Annotated in this window: 17 protein-coding genes and 1 pseudogene; 7 read left to right on the forward strand and 11 right to left on the reverse strand. The window is 68.4% G+C overall.

Annotated elements, in window-relative coordinates; translation table 11 throughout:
- Nucleotide 1: 1 nt before the first annotated feature.
- The 3 genes and pseudogenes from nth to LAO51_02165 all read right to left on the reverse strand — a co-directional run bounded on the left by nth (nt 2) and on the right by LAO51_02165 (nt 3,188).
- A pseudogene (gene nth / locus LAO51_02155) lies at nt 2-733 on the reverse strand (endonuclease III).
- Entirely contained in the window at nt 717-2,504 is a 1,788-nt protein-coding gene (gene polX / locus LAO51_02160) for a DNA polymerase/3'-5' exonuclease PolX (GenBank protein ID MBZ5637540.1), read from the reverse strand. The pseudogene nth and the gene polX overlap by 17 nt, the downstream one beginning before the upstream one ends.
- Before the next feature lie 3 nt (nt 2,505-2,507).
- Nucleotides 2,508-3,188, reverse strand: coding sequence for a dihydrofolate reductase family protein (locus tag LAO51_02165; protein ID MBZ5637541.1), 681 nt, complete (start codon nt 3,186-3,188; stop codon nt 2,508-2,510).
- A gap of 128 nt (nt 3,189-3,316) precedes the next feature.
- Between LAO51_02165 and LAO51_02170 the strand changes: the two genes are divergently transcribed.
- Nucleotides 3,317-6,079 (forward strand): insulinase family protein, encoded by a 2,763-nt coding sequence (locus tag LAO51_02170; GenBank protein ID MBZ5637542.1) that lies wholly within the window; start codon nt 3,317-3,319, stop codon nt 6,077-6,079.
- A 51-nt stretch (nt 6,080-6,130) separates the two neighbouring features.
- On the opposite strand, the gene LAO51_02175 is transcribed toward LAO51_02170, so the two are convergent.
- Nucleotides 6,131-6,760: an O-methyltransferase gene (locus tag LAO51_02175; GenBank protein ID MBZ5637543.1), complete on the reverse strand. Its 630-nt coding sequence runs from the start codon at nt 6,758-6,760 to the stop codon at nt 6,131-6,133.
- A gap of 268 nt (nt 6,761-7,028) precedes the next feature.
- On the opposite strand from LAO51_02175, the gene LAO51_02180 reads away from it, so the two are divergent.
- From LAO51_02180 to LAO51_02190, 3 genes are read left to right on the forward strand one after another with little or no spacing between them, the layout of a single operon-like run.
- Nucleotides 7,029-7,616, forward strand: coding sequence for an HDIG domain-containing protein (locus LAO51_02180; protein ID MBZ5637544.1), 588 nt, complete (start codon nt 7,029-7,031; stop codon nt 7,614-7,616).
- Nucleotides 7,617-7,626: 10 nt separating this feature from the next.
- Complete coding sequence (locus LAO51_02185; protein ID MBZ5637545.1) at nt 7,627-8,793, forward strand: aminotransferase class V-fold PLP-dependent enzyme; 1,167 nt, start codon at nt 7,627-7,629, stop codon at nt 8,791-8,793.
- Nucleotides 8,794-8,798: 5 nt separating this feature from the next.
- Entirely contained in the window at nt 8,799-10,121 is a 1,323-nt protein-coding gene (locus LAO51_02190) for an NCS2 family permease (protein ID MBZ5637546.1), read from the forward strand.
- 11 nt (nt 10,122-10,132) lie between these two features.
- On the opposite strand, the gene LAO51_02195 is transcribed toward LAO51_02190, so the two are convergent.
- The 3 genes from LAO51_02195 to LAO51_02205 all read right to left on the reverse strand — a co-directional run bounded on the left by LAO51_02195 (nt 10,133) and on the right by LAO51_02205 (nt 13,255).
- Entirely contained in the window at nt 10,133-10,339 is a 207-nt protein-coding gene (locus LAO51_02195; protein ID MBZ5637547.1) for a hypothetical protein, read from the reverse strand.
- Nucleotides 10,340-10,682: 343 nt separating this feature from the next.
- Nucleotides 10,683-11,735, reverse strand: a complete 1,053-nt coding sequence (locus LAO51_02200; protein MBZ5637548.1) for a DUF4344 domain-containing metallopeptidase — start codon at nt 11,733-11,735, stop codon at nt 10,683-10,685.
- Between the two features lie 191 nt (nt 11,736-11,926).
- Nucleotides 11,927-13,255 carry a type II secretion system protein GspG gene (locus tag LAO51_02205; protein ID MBZ5637549.1) on the reverse strand — a complete coding sequence of 443 codons (1,329 nt, stop codon included), beginning with the start codon at nt 13,253-13,255 and terminating at the stop codon, nt 11,927-11,929.
- 621 nt (nt 13,256-13,876) lie between these two features.
- On the opposite strand from LAO51_02205, the gene vsr reads away from it, so the two are divergent.
- Genes vsr through LAO51_02220 form a run of 3 tightly spaced genes read left to right on the forward strand, consistent with a single transcriptional unit; the run spans nt 13,877 to nt 16,485 of the window.
- Nucleotides 13,877-14,308: a DNA mismatch endonuclease Vsr gene (gene vsr / locus LAO51_02210; GenBank protein ID MBZ5637550.1), complete on the forward strand. Its 432-nt coding sequence runs from the start codon at nt 13,877-13,879 to the stop codon at nt 14,306-14,308.
- Nucleotides 14,305-15,534 (forward strand): DNA (cytosine-5-)-methyltransferase, encoded by a 1,230-nt coding sequence (gene dcm / locus LAO51_02215; protein ID MBZ5637551.1) that lies wholly within the window; start codon nt 14,305-14,307, stop codon nt 15,532-15,534. Before vsr ends, dcm begins: the two co-directional genes overlap by 4 nt.
- Nucleotides 15,535-15,555: 21 nt before the next feature.
- Nucleotides 15,556-16,485, forward strand: a complete 930-nt coding sequence (locus LAO51_02220; GenBank protein MBZ5637552.1) for a hypothetical protein — start codon at nt 15,556-15,558, stop codon at nt 16,483-16,485.
- A 152-nt stretch (nt 16,486-16,637) separates the two neighbouring features.
- On the opposite strand, the gene LAO51_02225 is transcribed toward LAO51_02220, so the two are convergent.
- The 4 genes from LAO51_02225 to LAO51_02240 all read right to left on the reverse strand — a co-directional run bounded on the left by LAO51_02225 (nt 16,638) and on the right by LAO51_02240 (nt 20,443).
- Entirely contained in the window at nt 16,638-17,102 is a 465-nt protein-coding gene (locus LAO51_02225) for a transcriptional repressor (GenBank protein MBZ5637553.1), read from the reverse strand.
- Nucleotides 17,103-17,112: 10 nt separating this feature from the next.
- A complete protein-coding gene (locus LAO51_02230; GenBank protein ID MBZ5637554.1) occupies nt 17,113-17,598 on the reverse strand; it encodes an adenosine-specific kinase in 486 nt (161 codons plus the stop codon).
- 32 nt (nt 17,599-17,630) lie between these two features.
- On the reverse strand, nt 17,631-18,941 hold the full coding sequence (locus tag LAO51_02235) for a hemolysin family protein (GenBank protein MBZ5637555.1): 1,311 nt from the start codon (nt 18,939-18,941) through the stop codon (nt 17,631-17,633).
- Nucleotides 18,942-19,015: 74 nt separating this feature from the next.
- On the reverse strand, nt 19,016-20,443 hold the full coding sequence (locus tag LAO51_02240; protein MBZ5637556.1) for a nucleotide excision repair endonuclease: 1,428 nt from the start codon (nt 20,441-20,443) through the stop codon (nt 19,016-19,018).
- Nucleotides 20,444-20,497: the final 54 nt, after the last annotated feature.

Consider the following 20,497-nt stretch of genomic DNA (forward strand, 5'->3'; position numbering starts at 1 on the left):
CAGGGTCAATATAGCCAATCGATCGCGAGAGCGCCGCACGACGCGGGCCAATAAAGGTTCTAATTCCTCAAGAAGCTTCGAGTCAATCGGGCCACGGGCAATCGGAGCGGAGGCCGCAGCGGTCGCACGCCGGCTTCCGCGCGCCGCAGACTCCGCGTCCGTGCCAGATCAGGGCGTGCGACGCGAAGGTCCAGTCGTTCTCGGGCAGGAGCGCCATCAGGTCACGCTCGATACGGTCGGGTTCGGTTTCCCGGCTCAGGTCGAGCCGCCCCGAGAGCCTCGCGACGTGCGTGTCCACGGTGATCGCCGGCCGGCCCCACCAGGTGCCGAGGAGCACGTTCGCCGTCTTCCGTCCGACCCCAGGCAGGAGCACCAGGTCCTCCACCCGGTCCGGCACCTCCCCGCCGTGGCGCTCGAGGAGCGCCTTCCCGAGGCCGACCAGGGACTTCGCCTTGTTCCGGAAGAAGCCGGTGCTCCGGACCGCCTCCTCGACCTCGGAGAGGTCCGCGCCCGCGTAGTCGGCCGCGGTGGGGTATCGGCGGAACAGAGCGGGCGTGACCCGGTTCACCCGCTCGTCGGTGCACTGCGCGGACAGGATCGTCGCCACGAGCAGCTCCAGCGGGTTGCGGTGCGCGAGCGCGCACGTCGCTCCGGGATACAGCCGCTGAAGCCCTAGGACGATCCTCGCCGCGCGCGCCTTCCGCGCGGACGCCGACTCACGTCCCCGCGCCATGCCTTCCTCCCTTCCGACGTTTGTCGGGCGGCGGCGCCTTCGACGCCCCCTTTCGCCTCGCGGCCAGCCAGTTCAGCAGGCGGTCGAGAGGCCAGGCGTTCAGCACGTCGTCGGACGTGCACCATCCCTTCCTCGCGATCCCGACGCCGTAGCCGATGTCGGAAAGGCCGGCGACGTCGTGGGCGTCCGGGTTCACGCTCGTCTTCATTCCCCGCGCGAGGCCGTAGCGAAGCGCGGGAGGATCGAGATCGAGCCGCTGCGGGTGGGAGTTGATCTCCACCGCGACGCCTCGGTCCGCCGCGGCTTCGAGGATCCGGTGCAGCTCGAGGGGATACGGGTCGCGGTAGAGCAGGAGGCGGCCGGTGACGTGGCCGAGGGTGTCCACGAAGGGATTCGAGGCCGCCCGCAGCAGTCGCTCCGTCTGCTCCTCGGCGCCGAGATTGAACCGGCTGTGGACCGATGCGACCACGTACTCGAACGAGGCCAGGAACTCGTCGGGGAAGTCCAGGCTCCCGTCGGCGAGGATGTCCACCTCGACCCCCTTCAGGATGCGCGGGCCGCCGGGTCGGGAGTTGAGGGCGTCGATCTCCGCCCACTGCTCCCGGAATCGCTCGGCCGACAGGCCGCCGGCGTAGGCCGCCGCCCGCGAGTGGTCGCACATCCCGAGGTAGGTCATCCCGAGGGCACGGGCCCCTTCGGCCATCTCCTCGAGGGTCGCGAGCCCGTCCGACCAGTTCGAGTGGCAGTGCAGTATGCCGTGGAGTTCGCCGCGCTCCACGAGGCGCGGGAGCCGCCCGGCCTCCGCGGCCTCGATCTCCCCCTGGTCCTCCCGCAGCTCGGGAGGGATCCACGGGAGACCGAGAGCGCCGTAGATCTCCGCCTCGTCCCGGCAGGCGACGGTGCCTCCGTCCGCGTCGCGGGTCAGCGCGTACTCGTTGAGCTTGAGCCCCAGCCTCTGGGCCCTCCCGCGGAGCGCGATGTTGTGCGCCTTGCTCCCCGTGAAGTACGCCAGCGCGAAGGGGAAGGAAGCGTCGGGCACCACCCGAAGATCGGCGGTGGGACCGGCGGCGAGGCGAACGCTGCACTTGGTCGGGCCGCGCCCCGTCACCTCGAGGACGCCGGGGTCCGCCGCGAAGGCCTCCATCACCGGGGCCGAGTCCGCGGCCGCCGCCACGACGTCGATGTCCTTCGAGGTCTCGCACCGCCGCCTCACCGACCCCGCCGTCTCCGCCCGGATCACGCCGGGGGCGGCGCGGACCGCCGCCAGGAGCCGGCCGGCCTCCGGCCGGACCACGGGCTGGAGGAACCTGCCCGCGTGCACCCTGAGCCGCTCGATCCCGTCGAGGATCTTCCGCTCGGACGCCTCGCCGAATCCGGGAAGGTCCCTGAGGCGTCCCCGGCGGCACGCGTCCTCGAGCTCGTCGAGCGTCGCGATGCCGAGCGTGATGTGGATCGCCCGCGCCTTCTTCGGGCCGAGCCCGGGGATCCCGAGCCACAGGAGCATCCCCGGCGGGACCTGCCCGCGGAGCGATTCGAGGTAGGGCAGCGAGCCGGTCCGGGTCAGTGCCGAGATCTTCTCCACGAGGGCCGGACCGATCCCCTTCAGCCTCGCGATCTCGCCCGTGGCCACGAGGTCCCCTAGGTCCGCGTCGAGCCCGCGCACGAGCCGCGCCGCGTTCCCGTACGCCCGGCCCTTGAACGGGTTCTCGCCGAGGAGGTCGAGCAGGAGCGCGATCTCGTCGAGGGCGTCGGCGACGCCGGCCCGGTCCATCGCTCAGCGCTCGACCGCCCAGCGAAGGTAGACCTCGTCGCCGTGGCGCTCCAGGCTCACGAGTCGGAGCCGACGCCGGGCGTCCATCCCGAACCCCTCCCCCTCGAGGAGCGTCGGCGCGAGGCTCCCGCCCAGGAGGCTCGGAGCGACGGTCACGTACAGCTCGTCCACGAGATCGGCCGCGACGAACCCCCAATTCAGTTCGCCGCCCCCCTCGACCAGCAGGCGCCCGACCCCGCGCCGCGTAAGACGGCGGAGCAGCTCGACGAGGTCCACGCGCCCGCGCCCGAGGCTCCAAACCTCCGCGCGCTCCGCGAGGACCGCGACCCGGTCGGCGGGCGCCTCCTCCACCGTGGCGACGATCCGTCCCGCCGCGTGCCGGTCGCGGAAGAACCGGCTCATCGGGTCGAGCCCGGCGCTGGCGGTGACGACGACGTTCAGGAGACCGTCGGGCTTCCCCAGGGAGCGGCGGTGGGCCGCCATCTCGGGGTCTCGGACGTGGAGCGGGGGATCGTCCGCCCTCAGGGTCCCGGCTCCGACCAGGACCGCGTCGGATTCCGCCCGGAGCCTGTCCATGGTCTTCCGGTCGAGCGCGGAGGTGAAGGTAGGGTATTCCCGCGCGGCCGACGTGATCTTCCCGTCGGCCGTCATCGCCATGTTCAGGGTCACGTACGGGCGATCCAACGTCTCCCCCGGAGCCGTAGCATTCTACTCCTTGAAACACCGCGCCGATTCGGGCGTAATGAAGCTCCCGGAATCCGGGTGAGCGGACGGAAGGTCTCGTGCGCCCGCCCGGTCCCATGGAGGATTCGATGCTCTTGCGCAAATCGAGCGTGGTGGTCCTGCTGATTCTCGTCGTCGCGGCCGCGCCCTCCCTCGCGGCGCCCGCCCCCGACGCCGGGAAGGGCCTGGCGGCCTCGATCGACATCCCGTACCAGAAGTTCGTCCTGCCGAACGGCCTGACCTTGCTCGTCCACGAGGACCACAAGGCGCCGATCGTGGCGGTGAACGTCTGGTACCACGTGGGGTCGAAGAACGAGAAGCCCGGCCGGACCGGCTTCGCGCACCTCTTCGAGCACCTGATGTTCAACGGGAGCGAGAACTTCAACGACGACTACTTCAAGGTGCTGGAGAGGATCGGCGCGACCGACCTCAACGGGACGACCAACGAGGACCGGACCGACTACTTCCAGAACGTCCCGACCTCCGCCCTCGACACCGTGCTCTGGATGGAATCGGACCGCATGGGACACCTCGTCGGCGCCATCAACCAGGGGCGGCTCGACGAGCAGCGGGGAGTCGTCCAGAACGAGAAGCGGCAGGGGGACAACGAGCCGTACAGCCTCAGCGAGGAGGCGATCGACAAGGCCTGCTTCCCCGCCGGCCACCCGTACTCCTGGACGGTCATCGGGTCGATGGAGGACCTCCAGGCGGCAAAGCTCGAGGACGTGCACGAGTGGTTCCGGTCGTACTACGGGGCGGCCAACGCGGTGCTCGTCGTCGCGGGGGACATCGACGCCAAGACGGCGAAGGAGAAGGTGGAGAGGTACTTCGGGGACATCCCGTCCGGTCCCCCGGTCTCGCGGCCCACGGCCTGGATCGCCAAGCGCGAAGGAGAGCAGCGGCAGGTCGCGCAGGACCGCGTGCCGCAGTCCCGGATCTACAAGGTCTGGAACGTGCCGGCGATCGCGTCGGCGGACGACGACCACCTCGACCTGGCGGGCCGGGTGCTCGCGTCGGGCAAGAGCTCCCGGCTCTACAAGCGCCTCGTGTACGACGACCAGATCGCGACCAACGTCCGGGCGTTCCTCGACCGGCGGGAGATAGCGGGATTGTTCGAGATCGTGGCCACCGCGAGGCCCGGCGTCGAACTCGCGAAGGTCGAGAAGGCGGTGGACGAGGAGCTCTCCCGCTTCCTGAAGGAAGGGCCGACCCCCGACGAGCTGCGGCGCGCGAAGACCGAGCGGATCTCGGGATTCGTGCGCGGGGTCGAGCGGATCGGCGGGTTCGGCGGAAAGTCCGACGTGCTCGCCATGAGCCAGGTCTACGAGGGGAACCCCGAAGCCTACAAGACCCATCTCGCGCGGAGCGAGGCGGCCTCGACGGGCGACGTGCGCGAGACCGCGGCGCGGTGGCTCTCGGACGGGGCCTACGTGCTCGAGATCCACCCGTACCCCGAGTTCGCGACGTCGAAGTCGACGGTGGACCGCACGAAGGTCCCGGAGCCGGGCACCCCGCCGGACGCGTCGTTCCCCGAGATGAAGAAGGTCACGCTGTCCAACGGGCTGAAGCTGATCGTGGCGGAGCGCCACGCGATCCCGGTGGTGGGCGTGAGCTTGATCCTGGATGCGGGGTACGCGTCCGACAGCTTCTCCGTCCCGGGGCTCGCGTCGCTCGCGATGGGGATGCTCGACGAGGGGACGAAGACCCGCGACGCCATCGGGATCAGCGACGAGCTGGCCTCCCTCGGCGCCGAGCTCGGCACCGGCTCCGACCTCGACACGTCGACCGTGTCCCTGTCGGCGCTCGACGCGAACCTCGACGCGTCCCTGGCGATCTTCGGTGACGTGATCCTGAACCCGTCGTTCCCCCAGGCCGACCTCGACCGGCTGAAGAAGCAGCAGATCGCCCGGATCCAACGGGAGAAGGTCCAGCCCACCAGCATGGCGCTCAGGGTGTTCCCCCGGCTGCTGTTCGGCCCGGACCACGCGTACGGCATGCCGTTCACCGGGTCCGGCTTCGAGAAGACGGTGAGCGCGATCACCCGGGACGAGCTGGTGAAGTTCCACTCCACCTGGTTCAAGCCGAGCCACGCGACCCTGGTGGTGGTCGGCGACACGACCCTGGCCGAGATCCTGCCGAAGCTCGAGGCGCTCTTCAAGGACTGGAAGCCCGGGGACGTACCGAAGAAGAACCTCAGGGAAGTCAAGCAGCAGCCCAAGCAGGTGATCTACCTGATCGACCGGCCGGGCTCCGTCCAGTCCATGGTCATCGCGGGCCACGTGGCCCCGCCCAAGGCGAACCCCGACGAGATCGCCATCGATGCGCTGAACTGGGTGCTGGGCGGCAGCTTCATCTCGCGGATCAACATGAACATCCGCGAGGACAAACACTGGAGCTACGGCGCGTCGAGCTTCGTGGTCGAGGCGTCCGGCCAGAGGCCGTTCGTGGTCTTCACCTCGGTGCAATCGGACAAGACGAAGGAGACCCTGGCGGAGATCGCGAAGGAAGTCAGGGGACCCATCGGCGCCCGCCCGCTGACCGCCGTGGAGCTCGCGCAGGCCCAGAGCGGCCTGACCCTCGCGCTCCCGGGCTCCTGGGAGACCGCCAGAGCCGTCGGCGGCTCCATCGCGGAGCTGGTGCGGTTCGGTCTCCCGGACGACTACTTCGCCACCTACGCGAAGAAAGTTCGCGCGCTCGGCGTCGCGGACGAGGCGACGGCGGCGGCCAAGCTCCTCCACCCCGACAACATGGTCTGGGTGGTGGTGGGCGATCGGTCGAAGATCGAGGGCCCGATCCGGGAGCTCGGCTGGGGCGATCTCAAGCTGCTCGACGCCGACGGCAACCCGCTCTGACCGGCTTTCCCCGGCGCGCCCCGCCCCCTCGAAGGGTAGGGGCGCGCCGTCTCACGACCTCACCGAGATCGTCACTCCGTCCCGGAGCGGGACGAGCGCCGTGAAGAACTCCCCGGACCCGTACAGCTCCCCGGTCAGCCCCAGAATGCCCCGCACCGCGGCGGCGCGGGGCCGCTTCTCCATGACCTCGCCGTGCCAGAGCATGTTGTCCGACACGAGGAGACCTCCGCGGCGCAGCAGCCTGGCGGCCAGCGGCGCGACCTTCGGGTAGTCCGCCTTGTCGATGTCGTTGAGGATCAGGTCGAATGGCCCCCGCTCGCGCGCGGCGATCTTAAGGGCGTCGCCGACCTCGATCCGCACGCGGTTGAGGAGGCCGGCCCTCTTCAGGAACGACTCCGCCTCCCGCGCCCGTTCGGGCGACCCCTCGGTGAGGACGACGAGCCCCTTCGGCCCCACCCCCTTCGCGAACCAGGTCGCGCTGTAGCCGAACCCGGATCCCAGCTCGAGCACGCGCCGCGCCCCCGTGGCGACCGTCAAGACCTGGAGGAGCCGGCCGACCTGGGGGCCGATGATCGGGAAGTCGCGCTCGGCGGCGAGCGCCTCCATCTCGCGCAGCACCGGGTCGTCGGTCGGAGCCAGGCCGCCGAGGTACCGGTTCACGCTGGGGTGGACGAGGTTCATGGGTGCCTCCGGGGGAAATCTGCACGCATCACGTCATGTTGCGAGCGGCGGATCCCTGCATTTCGAAGGGTACGTCTGGCGGACTCGATTGCCGCCGAGAGGTGGGCCGCTGGCTCGTAAGTGTTACGGCCATCGAGCTCGTCGCTGCCCTGTGGCAAGTCGAAGCCGACCCGAACAGACCCTTCGAAATGCAGGGATCCGCCGCAACCATTGCGACCGTTTACGCTAACATGGCATGACGAGTCCGGCGAGCGGAGGGACCCAGGCGATGAGCGAGCTGCCGACCAGGGACGAGGCGATGGCGCTGCTCCGGCAGTACACGGAGGGGCCGGGGCTCCTGAAGCACGCCCTCTCGGTGGAAGCGGCTCTCCGCGCGCACGCCAGGAGGCTCGGGCAGGACGAGCACGCCTGGGGGCTCGTAGGGCTCCTTCACGATTTCGACTACGAGCGGTGGCCCGACGCCGAGAACCACCCGTGGCGGGGGAGCGAGATCCTGGCGGAGCGCGGCTACCCCGAGTGGTTCCGGCGCGCGGTCATGTCCCACGCCTCGTACACCGGGATCATGCGGGAGAGCGACCTCGAGAAGGCCCTCTTCGCCTGCGACGAGCTGTGCGGCTTCCTGACGGCCTGCACCCTCGTGACGCCGGCGAAGTCCCTCCACGACCTGAAGGTCTCCTCGGTGAGGAAGCGGATGAAGGACAAGGCGTTCGCCCGCGCGGTGAACCGCGACGAGATCGTCGAGGGAGCCTCCCTCGTCGGGATGGACCTCGACGCGCACGTCGCCTTCGTCCTCGACGCGATGCGGTCCGTCGCGACCGACCTGGGCCTGGCCGGGAGCGCTCCGCCCGCGGAATAGGAGCCGTCCGATGGACGAGCGCCGGATCCGAGACCTGTTTCCCGAGACCCCCGGGCTCGTCTACCTCAACGCCGCGGCGGCCGGGCTCCTGCCGAACGCCGTGATTGAGGCTGTCGGCGCTGCGATCCGCCGGCACGCGGAGCGCGGGGTCCTGTCCGTCCCGGAGGACTTCAGGGCGATCGCCGCGGCGCGCGACGCGCTCGCGCGGCTCATCGGGGGACGCCCCGAGGACATCGCCTTCGTCCTCAATACCGCGGAGGGGATCGCGCGGATCGCCGCGGGGCTCGATTGGCGGCCCGGGGACGAGGTGGTGCTCGGCGACCTCGAGTTCCCGGCCAACGTGTACCCGTGGGCGGCGCAGGCCGACCGCGGGGTTCGAATCCGCCTGGTCGCCTCGGAAGGCGGGCGCCTCGAAGCGGAGCGCTTGATCGGCGCGATGGGGCCTCGGACGCGCGTCCTCGCGGTGTCCCAGGTCCAGTTCTCGAGCGGCTACCGGATGGACCTCGAGACCCTTGGCCGGGCGGCGGCCGAGCGCGGCGTCCTCTTCTGCGTCGACGCGATCCAGGGGCTCGGCGTCCTTCCCCTGGACGTCCGCGCCCTCAAGATCGGGGCGCTTGCGGGGGACGGCAGGAAGTGGCTCATGGCGCCGAGCGGCACGGGATACCTCTACGTCGCGCCGGAGTGGGTGGAGCGGATCGGCGCACGCGCGATCGGGGCGGTGTCGGTCAGGAACGGCCTCGATTTCATGCAGTTCCTGAGGATGCCCGACGGGGAAGGCCGGATCGACTTCCGCCCGCTCCTCCGCGAAGGGGCGGGACGCTACGAGGCCGGGTACTACAACGCCCCGGGGCTCGCGGGGCTCGCCGCCGCGCTCTCGACCGGGGAGGCGATCGGGCTAGAGACGATCCTCGATCGGGTCACCTCGCTCGTGGCCCGGCTCGCCGACGGCCTTAGGGCGCGCGGTCTCGCGGTGCACGGTCCGCGGAACGCGGCGGAGCGCGCGGGGATCGTGACCTTCGAGGTCCCGGGTGACGCGCACGTGTGGCTGAAGCAGCTCGAGGAAGACGGGTTCGCCCTCGCCCTCAGGGACGGGCGGATCCGCGTCTCGCCTCACGTCTACAACACGGAGGACGACATCGACGGGCTGCTTAAGCGCCTCTCGTCGCTCCGGGGGTGACGGCCATGCTCGAGAAGCTCTTCCACCTTACGGAGAGCGGGACCACCGTGAGGACCGAGGTCCTCGGCGGCGTGACCACGTTCATGACCATGGCGTACATCGTGTTCGTCAACCCGTCGGTCCTCTCCCAGGCCGGGATGGACTTCGGCGCGGTGATGACCGCCACCTGCCTCTCGGCCTGCGCCGCGACCTGGGTGATGGGCCTCCTGGCGAACTACCCGATCGCGATGGCGCCCGCGATGGGGGAGAACTTCTTCTTCCTCACGGTCGTCGTGGGAATGGGCGTGCCGTGGCAGGTGGTGCTCGCCGCGGTGTTCATCTCCGGGATCGCGTTCTTCCTCCTCACCTTCCTGCGGGTCCGGGAGCTGATCATCGACGCGGTGCCGGGGAGCTTGAAGCACGCCATCGCCGCCGGCATCGGGCTGTTCATCGCGTTCATCGGCCTGATCAACGCGGGTATCGTCGAGAGGCCGTCAGGGGGCGGCATCCTTCACCTCGCGAGCCTCGGCCGCCTCCCGACCCTGGTGGCCTGCGCCGGCCTCCTCGTGACCGTGGTGCTGATGGCGAGGCGCGTGCGCGGCGCGATCCTGCTGGGGATCGTCGCGGCCACGCTCCTCGCCTGGGCGACCGGGCTCGTGAGGTGGCAGGGGCTGTTCGCGGCGCCCCCGTCGCTCGCGCCGACGTTCTTCAAGTTCGACCTCCGCGCGGCGCTCGATCCGCGGATGATCCACGTGGTGGTCCTGTTCCTGTTCATGGCGGTCTTCGACGCCATCGGGACCCTGATCGGCATCGGCGAGCAGGCCGGCTTCCTCCGCGACGGAAAGCTCCCGCGGGCGACGAAGGCGCTCATGGCCGACTCGTCGGGCACCGTGCTCGGGTCGCTCCTCGGCACCTCCACGGTGACTGCCTACATCGAGAGCGCGACCGGGGTCGAGGCGGGGGCGCGGACCGGTCTCGCGAACATGGTGACCGGCGCGCTGTTCCTCGTCGCGTTGTTCACGGCGCCGCTGGTGCGGATGGTGGGCGGAGGAGTTCCCGTGCAGGGAGGGGTGGTGCTTCAGCCCCTCACCGCGCCGGCCCTGATCGTGGTGGGCAGCCTGATGGCGCGGAACCTAATCAGGGTCGATTGGAAGGACATCACCGAGTCGTTCCCGGCGTTCCTCGTGCTGGTGGGGATCCCGTTCACCTGGTCAATCGCCGACGGCATCGCGTTCGGCTTCATCGCGTACCCGGCGCTCAAGCTCCTGTCAGGTCGTCCGAGGGAAGCGTCGTGGCTCGTGTACGCGCTGGGTGGGTTGTTCGTGCTGAGGTATGCGTTGATTAGGTGAGCGGAAGGTCGTTAACTCGACCGGCGTTCACGGCCTGTACGAAGCTCCCACGGCCTGCGGCTCTCGCGCCCACAGCTCGCGACGATCTCGCTCGCCATCCTCTGGAGGCGCACCAGGATTTGCAGCTTCTCCTCGATCGACAGGCAGCGGACCTGTTCGCGCCGCCGTCGTTTGGCGGCAAAGACGGCCTTCGCGATCTCGGCTGGTCGTTCAAGCACGTCCGCGCTCCTTTGCGAACTCTTCCCGCCGGCTCAGCAGCCCGTGGCGCGCGAGAATCGCGAACTTGGAAGAATGCCCTTCTTGCCGCAAATCGTCGGGAACGGCCAGTGTCGGTTCCATGTTCGAGGCCGCGTGCCCTCCGCGAGGGATTCTACCCGATCGCGAAATGCCTGTGAATTCCGCTGCCTTGACGCCTCCCTTTGGCCGAGCCGAACCATGCTCGGAGCTCACCACGGCACATCCGCCCGTTGACGATCGCCGTCCCGACTGTACCGCATGACGCAGAGCGGCAAGACAGGTTCCGCGGCTTTGCCTGTTCGAGGGGCCGAGACCCGTGATCCACTATTGCGACGACTCACTTCGCCGCTTCACTTCCTGTTCGACAAGCGAGCGATCCAGCCAGGCGACCGTGCCGCGCTCCGTCAAGAGGGCTCTCAGTGCGTCCGTTTGCATGTTGGGCACGAGGACCCGCTGCCAGCGGCGCAGGAGCTCGTCGCCTTCATTCAACCAACGCGCGATGTTCCTGGAACGCTGAATCGACAGACTATGCCTGTCATCAACCCAGACCTTCGCGAGTGCCTCGCGTTGAGAATCTCGTGCCGCGGACCATCGAGCGGCCTCCAGGGCGGGCTCGGGTTGATTCCCCATGATGAAGAACACGGTCGCGAACTCGTCCGCGGCATCCTCGTTGTCCCAGAGCGGCTGGTCCCAGAGGCGCAGCAGACTGTGGCCCATCTCGTGAAGGAGAACGAACGAATTCGCATTCGACAATCCCTGCTTCTCGAGAGATTCCGAAAGTTCGATGCAATGAGTGATGTCGGGAGCGGAGAACGCGTTCTCCGTGCCACAGTGCCTCACGGCAATTCCGAAGTCCGGGAAGACGAACAGCCGCTTTAGCTGCTGGTATGCTTCCCCCAGGGCCTTCTCGGCTGCCTTGCTCTGCTCCGTCGGCTCAGGAGCGACCGCGAAGACGTACGCTCTCACCCGCCTTGACATCAGGACGGCTCTTCGATTGTCGAGCACCAGGTGGTAGACGTTTGTCAGCGGCACAGTGCAGGAAAACTCGGCATTCGCTGACACCCTGCCAGAGCAGTCCGGATACGGACGGAACGGCCGCCCGCTGGCGAATAGGTGGAAGTTCTCGAGGTCCAAGAGAGCGACATCGAGACCGTTGCCCGATCCACCCGTCACCGAAAGTCGGGCCACCACCCTGGAGCCTTGGCTCAGCGAGAACGGATAGACGGCATAGGACCCGGGTGCCACAGCGACGTCGCCGTTAAGGAGAGAAATCGACGGTTCGACGAAGATTCCAGCGTCTTGGGTCGGGCTCGCGGCGACGGCCGACGCGCAAACGATTGCGGCGAGCGTGATGAGCAACAGCGCCAAATGTCGCATTAGCCAATCTCCCCAAGTCGGCGACTCAGCGGGCCCTTTGCCCGCATCGATACGCTCCGGCTTCTATTCGCGGGAAAAGACGGGTGCGAGAACCAAGGTAGACCAGAGGCCGGACTTCTGGGCTGTCCAATCTGGCTTGGATCCCACCGAAAGCCCACGATGACACCTGAGTGGTGCGGTCCAGTCTTCCATCAATCGAACAACCCGGGCCACAGATACGCGAATCGCCACCCTGGGGCCGTGACGTGTCCCGCATCGTCCGCGGAGAAGTAGAGAACGTTCTCTAGCGGGTCCGTTTCGGGAATGCCGTCGCAGCCGAACGCTCGAAGTCGGTACTCTCGCCTGCCGAGACCGATGTCGAACACGTGGTAGTCGTACGGGTTGCCGCAGAAGTCGATGAACGGCCGCGGCCAAGAGAACCACGGCCCTCCCACGAGCTCGGAGAGAGAATCCGGCCACCGCCCGGTCTGTTCCTGGAAATACGACAGGGCCGCCGCGATTTGGGACAGGTCCTGGAACGTGCGTCGCAGGTACTCGTACCTGCCGCGGTACGGCGTCGTCTCCCCGAGCTGCGCGCCGCGAGTCACTTCGCTGTCCGCATCGAACCCCTCGCCCCCCGGCAGTCCATCCCGCCCGAGGCTCGTCAGCACGTACTCGTCCGGCCCGCTGGAGAAGACGAAGCGATGCCCGTATGGATCCACCGGGTGCAGGAACCGCTGGTAGACGGGAGCCACGTCCTCGATACGCTGCGGGTAGCGATTGTTGTCGACGCGGTACGACTCGAGGGCAACGCCAAGCTCCGACAGTTGCTGGCGAGTGAGACGTGCCGCCTCACGATCCGTGATCGCCCCGCGCGGTAGCTTGGTGAACGCGCCGTCGTCGTTTCTGATCTCGCCGCTACCCGGGAGGGCGAGGCACAAGGTGAAGTGCCCCTCCGCGGCAGTGTACTCGTAAGGCGTTGAAAGCGGACTGGCCGATGGGACCCGATCGAGAAAGACAGGGACCAGCCCTTCGAGCGTTTGTGGAACGTGCCCGTACCCGAGCCGCAGTTCGGAATACCGCACCACCGCGTCGGAGATCTCGTTCATCTCCTCGAGAGACCGGCGCAAGCGGTCGAATTCCCTTGCCCCTGCCGCTCGGACTCGCCGACACTCGCGATCGTCGGACCGTGACCCGGCCTGCCGAGCGCAGACCTGGATCAAACCAATCGGATCTTCCGGGTTGACGGGAACCTCGAACGTGCTGACTCCGACGTCCGATGCCAGGTTCCGCTCTTCGATCACCTCCCCATCCACGATCAACTGGATCTCCGTGCGGGCGCCACGCCTGATCGATGCGGTGCTCGATCCTCCGAGGCTCACGACGACGTCCAGGACGTTGCCCTCCTGGAAGAAGCGGTCCGGCGGCTGAACGATCGTCGGCGCCGGCGGGCGCGCTTCCGCCCCCGAGGCGGGAATGAGCGCCAGGATCCCGAGCGCCAAGAGCAGGGACCAGGTCATGCGAGCGGCTGATCTGGACATGGGACCCTCCTCCGGCCGGACTCGGCTCTTCTCACCAGAACTTGCTTCCGAGGTCGGTGGGAGTCAAGACGGTGACATCGTATGAGAGGGCAGATGACCCGCGATCATCGAGGCTCGTACGCAACCCGTGCTTGAGTGGAAACCCTTGCGTGTTGTGCACCCGTTCTCGGTCTCGGGGCCGAACGCAGGCAGTACTCTACCCTAGGTAACGCGGAGCGCTTGCCCCTTCTCGCTGAGACGGTCGCGGCCCCGGAAGCGAAACCCCGAGGAGCAGTAAGCTCCTTCGTCACGAATGATCCGGGCTGGCGATGAGTGCTCGGGAAAGTCGTCCCGGCTTCTCCGGAGACCGTATGTGGTGAGTCCGTACATGGAGGTGGCTGGCGGGAGGTGAATTCCTCGGCAAGATGGACACCCGTTGATTCGCGGAGTTCTCGGAACGGCAGCCGGAATCCCGCTAATCAACTGAATATGCGATAGAATCCACTCGCGCCGGAGTGGCGGAACGGGTAGACGCAAGGAACCTGAACCCCGTACCCGCAGGCGAGTCCGGGCTCGAGTCCGGACTCCGACACAGAGGAACTGGTGAGTGGCGACGTCGTTTCGCGCGCCGTGCGGCGGCGGATGATGCAGGCCGTTCGACGAAGCGGTACGGAGCCCGAGCTTGCCGTCCGTCGTGCCCTCGCCAGGATCGGTGTGCGGCATCGAGCGAGTTCGTCGCGTTTGCCCGGGACGCCGGACGTCGTCAATCTGCGACGCAGCTGGGCGATTTTCGTCCACGGTTGCTTCTGGCACGGCCATCGGAACTGCCTGAAAACGAAGGGAGGTGCAGGTGGTAGAATCCCGGTGTCGAACCGGTCGTTTTGGACGTCGAAGATCGCAGCGAACCGCGAGCGGGACTCGCGGAAAGGTTCGGAATTGCGGCGTCGGGGATTCCGGGTCCTGACGATCTGGGAGTGTCAGTCCCGCGACAGCGCACGATTGGAGAAGATCCTGATCCGGTTCTTCACGGAGATCACCGGTCCCGAGCCTCCTCGGAAAGGGACGAGCGAATGAGGTCGAAGGGTAGAGCCAGCGGACTTCGTGTGGTCGGGTTGTTCGCGGGCGTAGGAGGGCTCGAGCTCGGGCTTTCACGGGCGGGCCATCACACGAAGCTGCTCTGCGAGATCGAACCGGGAGCGAAGGAGGTCCTTCGGAAGAGGTTCCCCGGGGTCGATATCCACGACGACGTCACGACGCTGAATCGACTTCCGAAGGACACCGGCCTCATCGCGGCGGGTTTCCCGTGCCAGGACCTCTCGCAAGCGGGTCAGACCCGCGGGATGGCCGGGCGCCAGTCGAGTCTCGTCGAACACGCGTTCCGGCTGCTTCGAACGCACGACGTCCCCTGGGTGCTCCTCGAGAATGTCTCCTTCATGCTCCAACTGAATCGGGGTGCCGCGATGCGATTCATCGCGGACGAGCTCGAGGCACTCGGGTACCGCTGGGCTTACCGGGTGATCGACACGAGAGCATTCGGGCTGCCGCAGCGACGGGAGCGCGTGTTTCTCCTCGCGTCGAAAGTCGCTGATCCGGCGACGGTCCTTTTCGACGGGAACGAGACGCCTCGAGAGCCGCACGCGAAACGACCGACTGCCTGCGGGTTCTACTGGACCGAAGGGCTTCGAGGCCTGGGGTGGGCCGTCGGCGCCGTACCGACCCTGAAGGGTGGTTCGACGATCGGCATACCGTCGCCGCCGGCAATCTGGACGAAAGCCGGCTCGTTCGTCACACCCGACATTCGAGACGCCGAGCGGCTCCAAGGTTTCGATCCGGACTGGACGCTCCCGGCCGAGAAGGTGTGCAAGCCGGGTCACCGCTGGAAGCTCGTTGGCAACGCGGTCTCCGTTCCCGTGGCGGAATGGATGGGTGGTCGCATCTCGGCAGCGCCCGACAAGCGTCCGGCGCTCGCGACGACGTTCAATCAGGAATCAGCCTGGCCACGCGCGGCGATGTCCGGGGAGGGTACCCGGCTGTTCGTGCGAATCTCGAGTTGGCCGGTGAGGCGGGACGCGATCTCCCTGGAGGAGTTCTTGGTCCACCCGTCGAAGCCATTGTCCGAGAAGGCGCTCGCGGGTTTCTATTCCCGCCTCTTGCGTAGCTCGCTGAATCGACCTCCGGAGTTTGACGAGGACATCCGGCATGCGCTGAAGCTCCCGGTTGAACCCCGGCGCCCGCCACGGCCGGTCGGCGCGCGGTCGAAGCGAGTCGTCGAGGCATCTGCAGGCCTCTTCGGCGAATGAGCCGGGTCGGGATTCGAGCGAATGAAGACCAAGAAGAAAGGCAAGCGGGCGGGGAGAGGCAAGTCTTCGGCGGTACTGCGCGCGATCGTCTCGTTCGCTGATGCGCTGGAGAGGTCCAGACCTCGCCCGACGGAAAACGCGCACCGCGACAAGAAGAAGAACTACGCCCAGCGCCTTTCGAACAACTTGGCGATCCTCCTCGCGAACAAGCTTCGCCCCATCAAGCCGTTCGGTGCGGTTCTTCCCGAGTCCGATGGTTCCGGTACCGAGAGTGGAAGCGCGAGCGGAACGACGAAGAAAGCGAAACGCACCGATGTCCGCTACGCGACGGCTACGACAGGGTTGGAGCTGCTCGTTTCGATAAAGACGCTCAACTTCAGGGATACGAAGACACATCGCGAGACCGGGACGGTCACCTTCGGCCGTTACACGAAGAACATGGTTCGGAACGACCACGAGTTGCGGGCCGAAGCGATGGACCATCACGAACGGTTCCCTTATGCCGTGATGGTCGCTTTGTTCTTCCTCCCGGTAGCGGCTTGCGACGACGGCGAGAATGACAAGTCGTCCTTCGCACACGCCGTCGTGACGTTCAGGCCCCGTGCCGGTCGCTCCGATCCGTCGGATCCAGCTGCCAAGTTCGAGCGCTTGTTCATCGGGCTGTATGAGCAGGATGGTTCACCGCCGCGCGTCGGCTTCGTGGATGTGATGAAGGCCCCGCCACGGCGGGGACGTCCACCCTGGCCGGACGAACAGGACGACCCGGTGCGCGGCGGGAAGATGCTCACGCTGGATGAGGTCATCGCGGAGATTGTCCGCGAGTACGGCATACGCAACCGAACGTACATCCGGTGGGCAGATGAAGCCGAAACCGGGAAGCCCCCTGTCGTTGTCGTCGAAGCCGACGCGGACGAGACCGAAGAGAACGAGGTCAACCCCGATTCTCAGTAAGGCCCCCCTCTCCTGTGACCTCCTCTCCCAGCATGGCGTCGGCGAGGGCGCGGTCCCCGGAGCGACCGAGGCACCGCACTCACGCTCCGCCGCGCGGATGGTCCCACCGCCTCGAAAGTCCCGGTACGTCCCTACGTCTCTCCCGGGGTGCTTCAACCCTGGTCCCGGGGTTGCCGTCCGCGGCACGACGAGCACAGCCCCCCCATCTCGAGCCTCACCACCTCGGGGGTGAACCCCGTCTCCCGCTCGACCTTCCGCTTGAGCTCCTCCCAGAACTCCCCGCCGGGCTCCTCCACGCGGCCGCACGAGGTGCAAACCAGGTGGATGTGGAAGGTGCTCGGGCGGACCTCGTAGAAGTGGCGCTCGCCGGTCACGTGCATGAGGTCCAGCTCGTCCACCAGGCCGAGGCGCTTCAGGCGGTTCAGCGTGCGGTAGACGGTCGCGCGGTGGATGGTCGGATCGCGGCGCTTGGCCAGCTTGAACACGGTCTCCGCGTCGAGGTGGGTCTCCGCCCCCTCGAGCAGCTCCGCCAGGAGGCGCCGCTGGTCGGTGAGCCTCATGCCTCCGGACTTCATGCGCTCGACGAGGGATCCCGCTCGATCCTGGTCGGTGTTCATGGGCGCGGCCTCACGAGAGCTTGTAGCCGATCTTGCGGAGGAAGTCGATCCGGTGCGCACGGTCCGCCGGGGACTCGACTCCCTTGGGGGAAGCTCCGTCCACGACGCCGAGGATCGCGCGCCCTCCGTCGTGCTCCGCCACGATCACGGTCGCGGGGTTGGCGGTGGCGCAGAAGATCCGGCAGACCTCGGGGACCGACTTCAAGGCGTTCAGGACGTTCACCGGGAAGGCGTTCTCGAGGAACAGGATGAACGAGTGACCGGCGCCGATCGCGGTGGCGTTTCTCGCGGCCAGCTCTTGGAGTTTCTCGTCATTGCCGCTCACCCGCACCAGGCACGGGCCCGACGCCTCGCAGAACGCCAGGCCGAACTTCGCGGCGGGGACGGTGCCGACGACCGCCTCGTGGACGTCCTCGACGGTCTTGATGAAGTGCGACTGGCCCAGCACGAAGTTCATGTCCTGGGGCTTGTCGATCCTCACCGCGATCAGGTTCATCGTCGCCTCCCGTTCGGACGGCGGTCGGACCGTCATGACTTGGGAACTTCCTCCCGCGCGTGCACCAGGAGCCGCAGGATGCGGCGGCCGCGCACCCGCGTGACCTCGACGCGGCGCCCCCCGAGCACCACGGTGTCGCCGACCTTCGCGATCCTTCCGAGCCGGGCCAGGAGGAGGCCGCCCAGCGTGTCCACCTTCTCGTCCACGTCCTCGTGGATCGAGAGCTTCTCCTCGATCTCGTCGAGGGGGAGCGTCGCGTCCACGGAGAAGCGGCCCGAGCCGGCGTCCAGGACCTTCGGCGGCTCCTGGTCGAACTCGTCCTGGATCTCTCCCGTCAGCTCCTCGAGGACGTCCTCGAGGGTCACCATGCCCGACGTGCCGCCGTACTCGTCCAGGACGATGGCGAGGTGCAGGTGCTGCTTCTGGAAGACGGCCAGGGCCCGCTCGAGCCTCAGGCTCTCGGGCAGGAGCAGCGGCTCCCTCGCCACGACTTTGAGATCGGCGTCCTCTTCCCGCCCCGACGGCGAAAGGAACAGGTCCTTGATGTTCACGACCCCGATCACGTGGTCGAGGTCGCCGTCGCAGAGCGGGTAGCGCGTGTGCCCCCCGTCGCGGGCGACGGCGAGGTTCGCGGCATACGGGCGGTTCACGTCGAGGAACGCCACGTCCCCCCGCGGCACCATGACCTGGCGCACGGTCCGGTCGGCGAAATCGAGGGCGTTCTCGAGGAGCCTGGCGTGGGTCGCGGAGATCGCGCCGGCGGCGTGGCTCCCGGCGAGGATCATCCTGAGCTCCTCCCCGCTGTGAGCGGCGTCGGCGGCGGCGGCGGGGGCGAGCCCCAGCGCGCGCACGGTGAGCGCCGCGGCGCCGCTGAGCGCCGCGATCAAGGGGTAGAACGCCGCGTGGAAGACCCGGATCGGCCGCGAGACCAGGAGCGCGATCCCCTCGGGACGCTCCAGGGCGAGGATCTTCGGGGCCTGCTCTCCCACGACGACGTGGAGCGCGGTGATGACCAGGAACGCGGCGGTGAGCGACGCGGTGTGCACCGCCACGCTCCGCTCCGGGCCGCCTCCCGGGAACAACGGTTCGATGAGCCGGCCGAAGGCCGGCTCGCCGACCCAACCCAGGCCGAGTGAGGCGAGCGTGATGCCGAGCTGGCAGGCGGACAGGTAGGCGTTGAGGTTCCGCAGCACCTCGCGGACGGCGGCGGCCCGCTTGAGCCCGCTCGCGACCCTCTCCTCGATCCGGGTGTCGCGGACCTTGACGATGGCGAACTCGGTGGCGACGAAGAACGCGTTGAGCAGCACGAGTCCGAGCGCGAGAAGAACGTAGAGTAGGGTCATGGTCGAGTGCCTAGCGGACGAGGGGTCCGCGCGGCCGCCGGGCCAGTATACCAGCGAGGGAGCCGCCCACGCGCTCAGCGGACCGTGGTCGGGGCGCCGTCGGGCTCGAACGGGGTCCCCTGCGCCAGGAACACCCTGAGGCGCATCATGACCTCCCGCGCCGAGCGAAGGTGCGTGGGATCGAAGGCGACCACCCGGTCCCTGTTCTGCCTCAACCAGCGGGTGATCAGCTCGACGTCCATGTCGGGGCCCTCCGGCATCGCCGGGCCGGGGTCGCCCCCGAAGAACCGCGACTCCAGGATCCGCTCGATCCGCCTCAGGCCGCCTCCTCGCCGGCCGATCCCGACACGGTCGAGGAGCCGCCCGTCGCGGAGGAAGTACGCCCAGAGAACGTTCGGCGGGGACGCCGGCTCGAGGATCAGGATCGAGCGGAGCCGGTCTGCGTGCCTTCCGCGCGGGTGGTGCTTCCGCTGCACGTTGCGGGAAGGGTGCAGCCGGCGGATGGCGGCCGCTTCCCGCAGCACCGCCTCGAGGTCCGAGCCGACCGGCTGAAGCTCGATCCTCTGCAGGGCGTCGAGGAGCGACTGGACGCGGGCGGAGCGAGGGCGCACCTCGTGGAAATACGACCCGACCCGGTCGTGGAGGTTCTTCGACTTCCCCACGTAGAGGAGCTTCCCTTCCGCGTCGAAGAACCGGTAGGTCCCGGCCACGTGCGGGATGTCCCGGAGGAAGTCCCGGTCGAACGCGAAGCGCGACCAGTCCACGGCGGGGGAGCCGCGGCGGCAGGCGGCCCGGAGCGCTTCGAGGTCCTCCCCGGGGCGCCTGAGGGCCGTGAGGGCGGAGTCCACGGTCTCGACGAGATCGAGCGGATCGTCCGAGTCGCGCCAGGGCAGCGCGAGCCGCGCCACCAGCGCCTCGAGATCGTGCCGCGCCGAGAGGCCCAGGCGGTCCTGGCCGAGCCGGCGCAGGGACACCGGCGAGTCGAGCGGCTCGTCGAGCCAGCGCTCGAGGGCGGCGACCGCGCCGGGGGGATCGTGCAGGACCGGGACGGCGCCCACCAGGATCTCCCTGACCGTGTGCTTGAGGTCGGTGGCCGCCGAGCGGCCTTCCACCTCGCCGCCGCAGGCCGCGACCACGATGTCCTCCTCGATCCGGATCGCGGCGATCTCGTGGAGCGTGAAGCCCAGCCCGCGCCGCGGCCGGGTGCCCCGGACGAGGAGCAGCACGCGGGGAGGCTCCTTTGCGGGTCCCTCCCGCGCCCCGGCGGCGCCGGACGGGGAGGAGCGCACGGCCGTCACGCGCCAGGAGCCGTCCTCGAAGGCGAGCCTCGGGTCCGAGGAGAAGGCGGTCTCGAGGACCCGGCGCGCCATCTCCTCGTCCCGTACCCGCGTCCGCAGCACGGCGCGGACGAGCTCCGCGCTCCCGACGGGCGACCGCCGGTCGCGCAGGTATCGCACCGCGCGCTCCGCGGCCAGCGAGACCGGTGTTCGGATCGCATCCATGGGCGACGTTCCGGCGGGGACGCGAGATCGGCGGGACGGCCCAAGGACCGCTCC

The sequence above is a fragment of the Terriglobia bacterium genome, from assembly GCA_020073205.1.
GTDB lineage: Bacteria > Acidobacteriota > Polarisedimenticolia > Polarisedimenticolales > JAIQFR01 > JAIQFR01.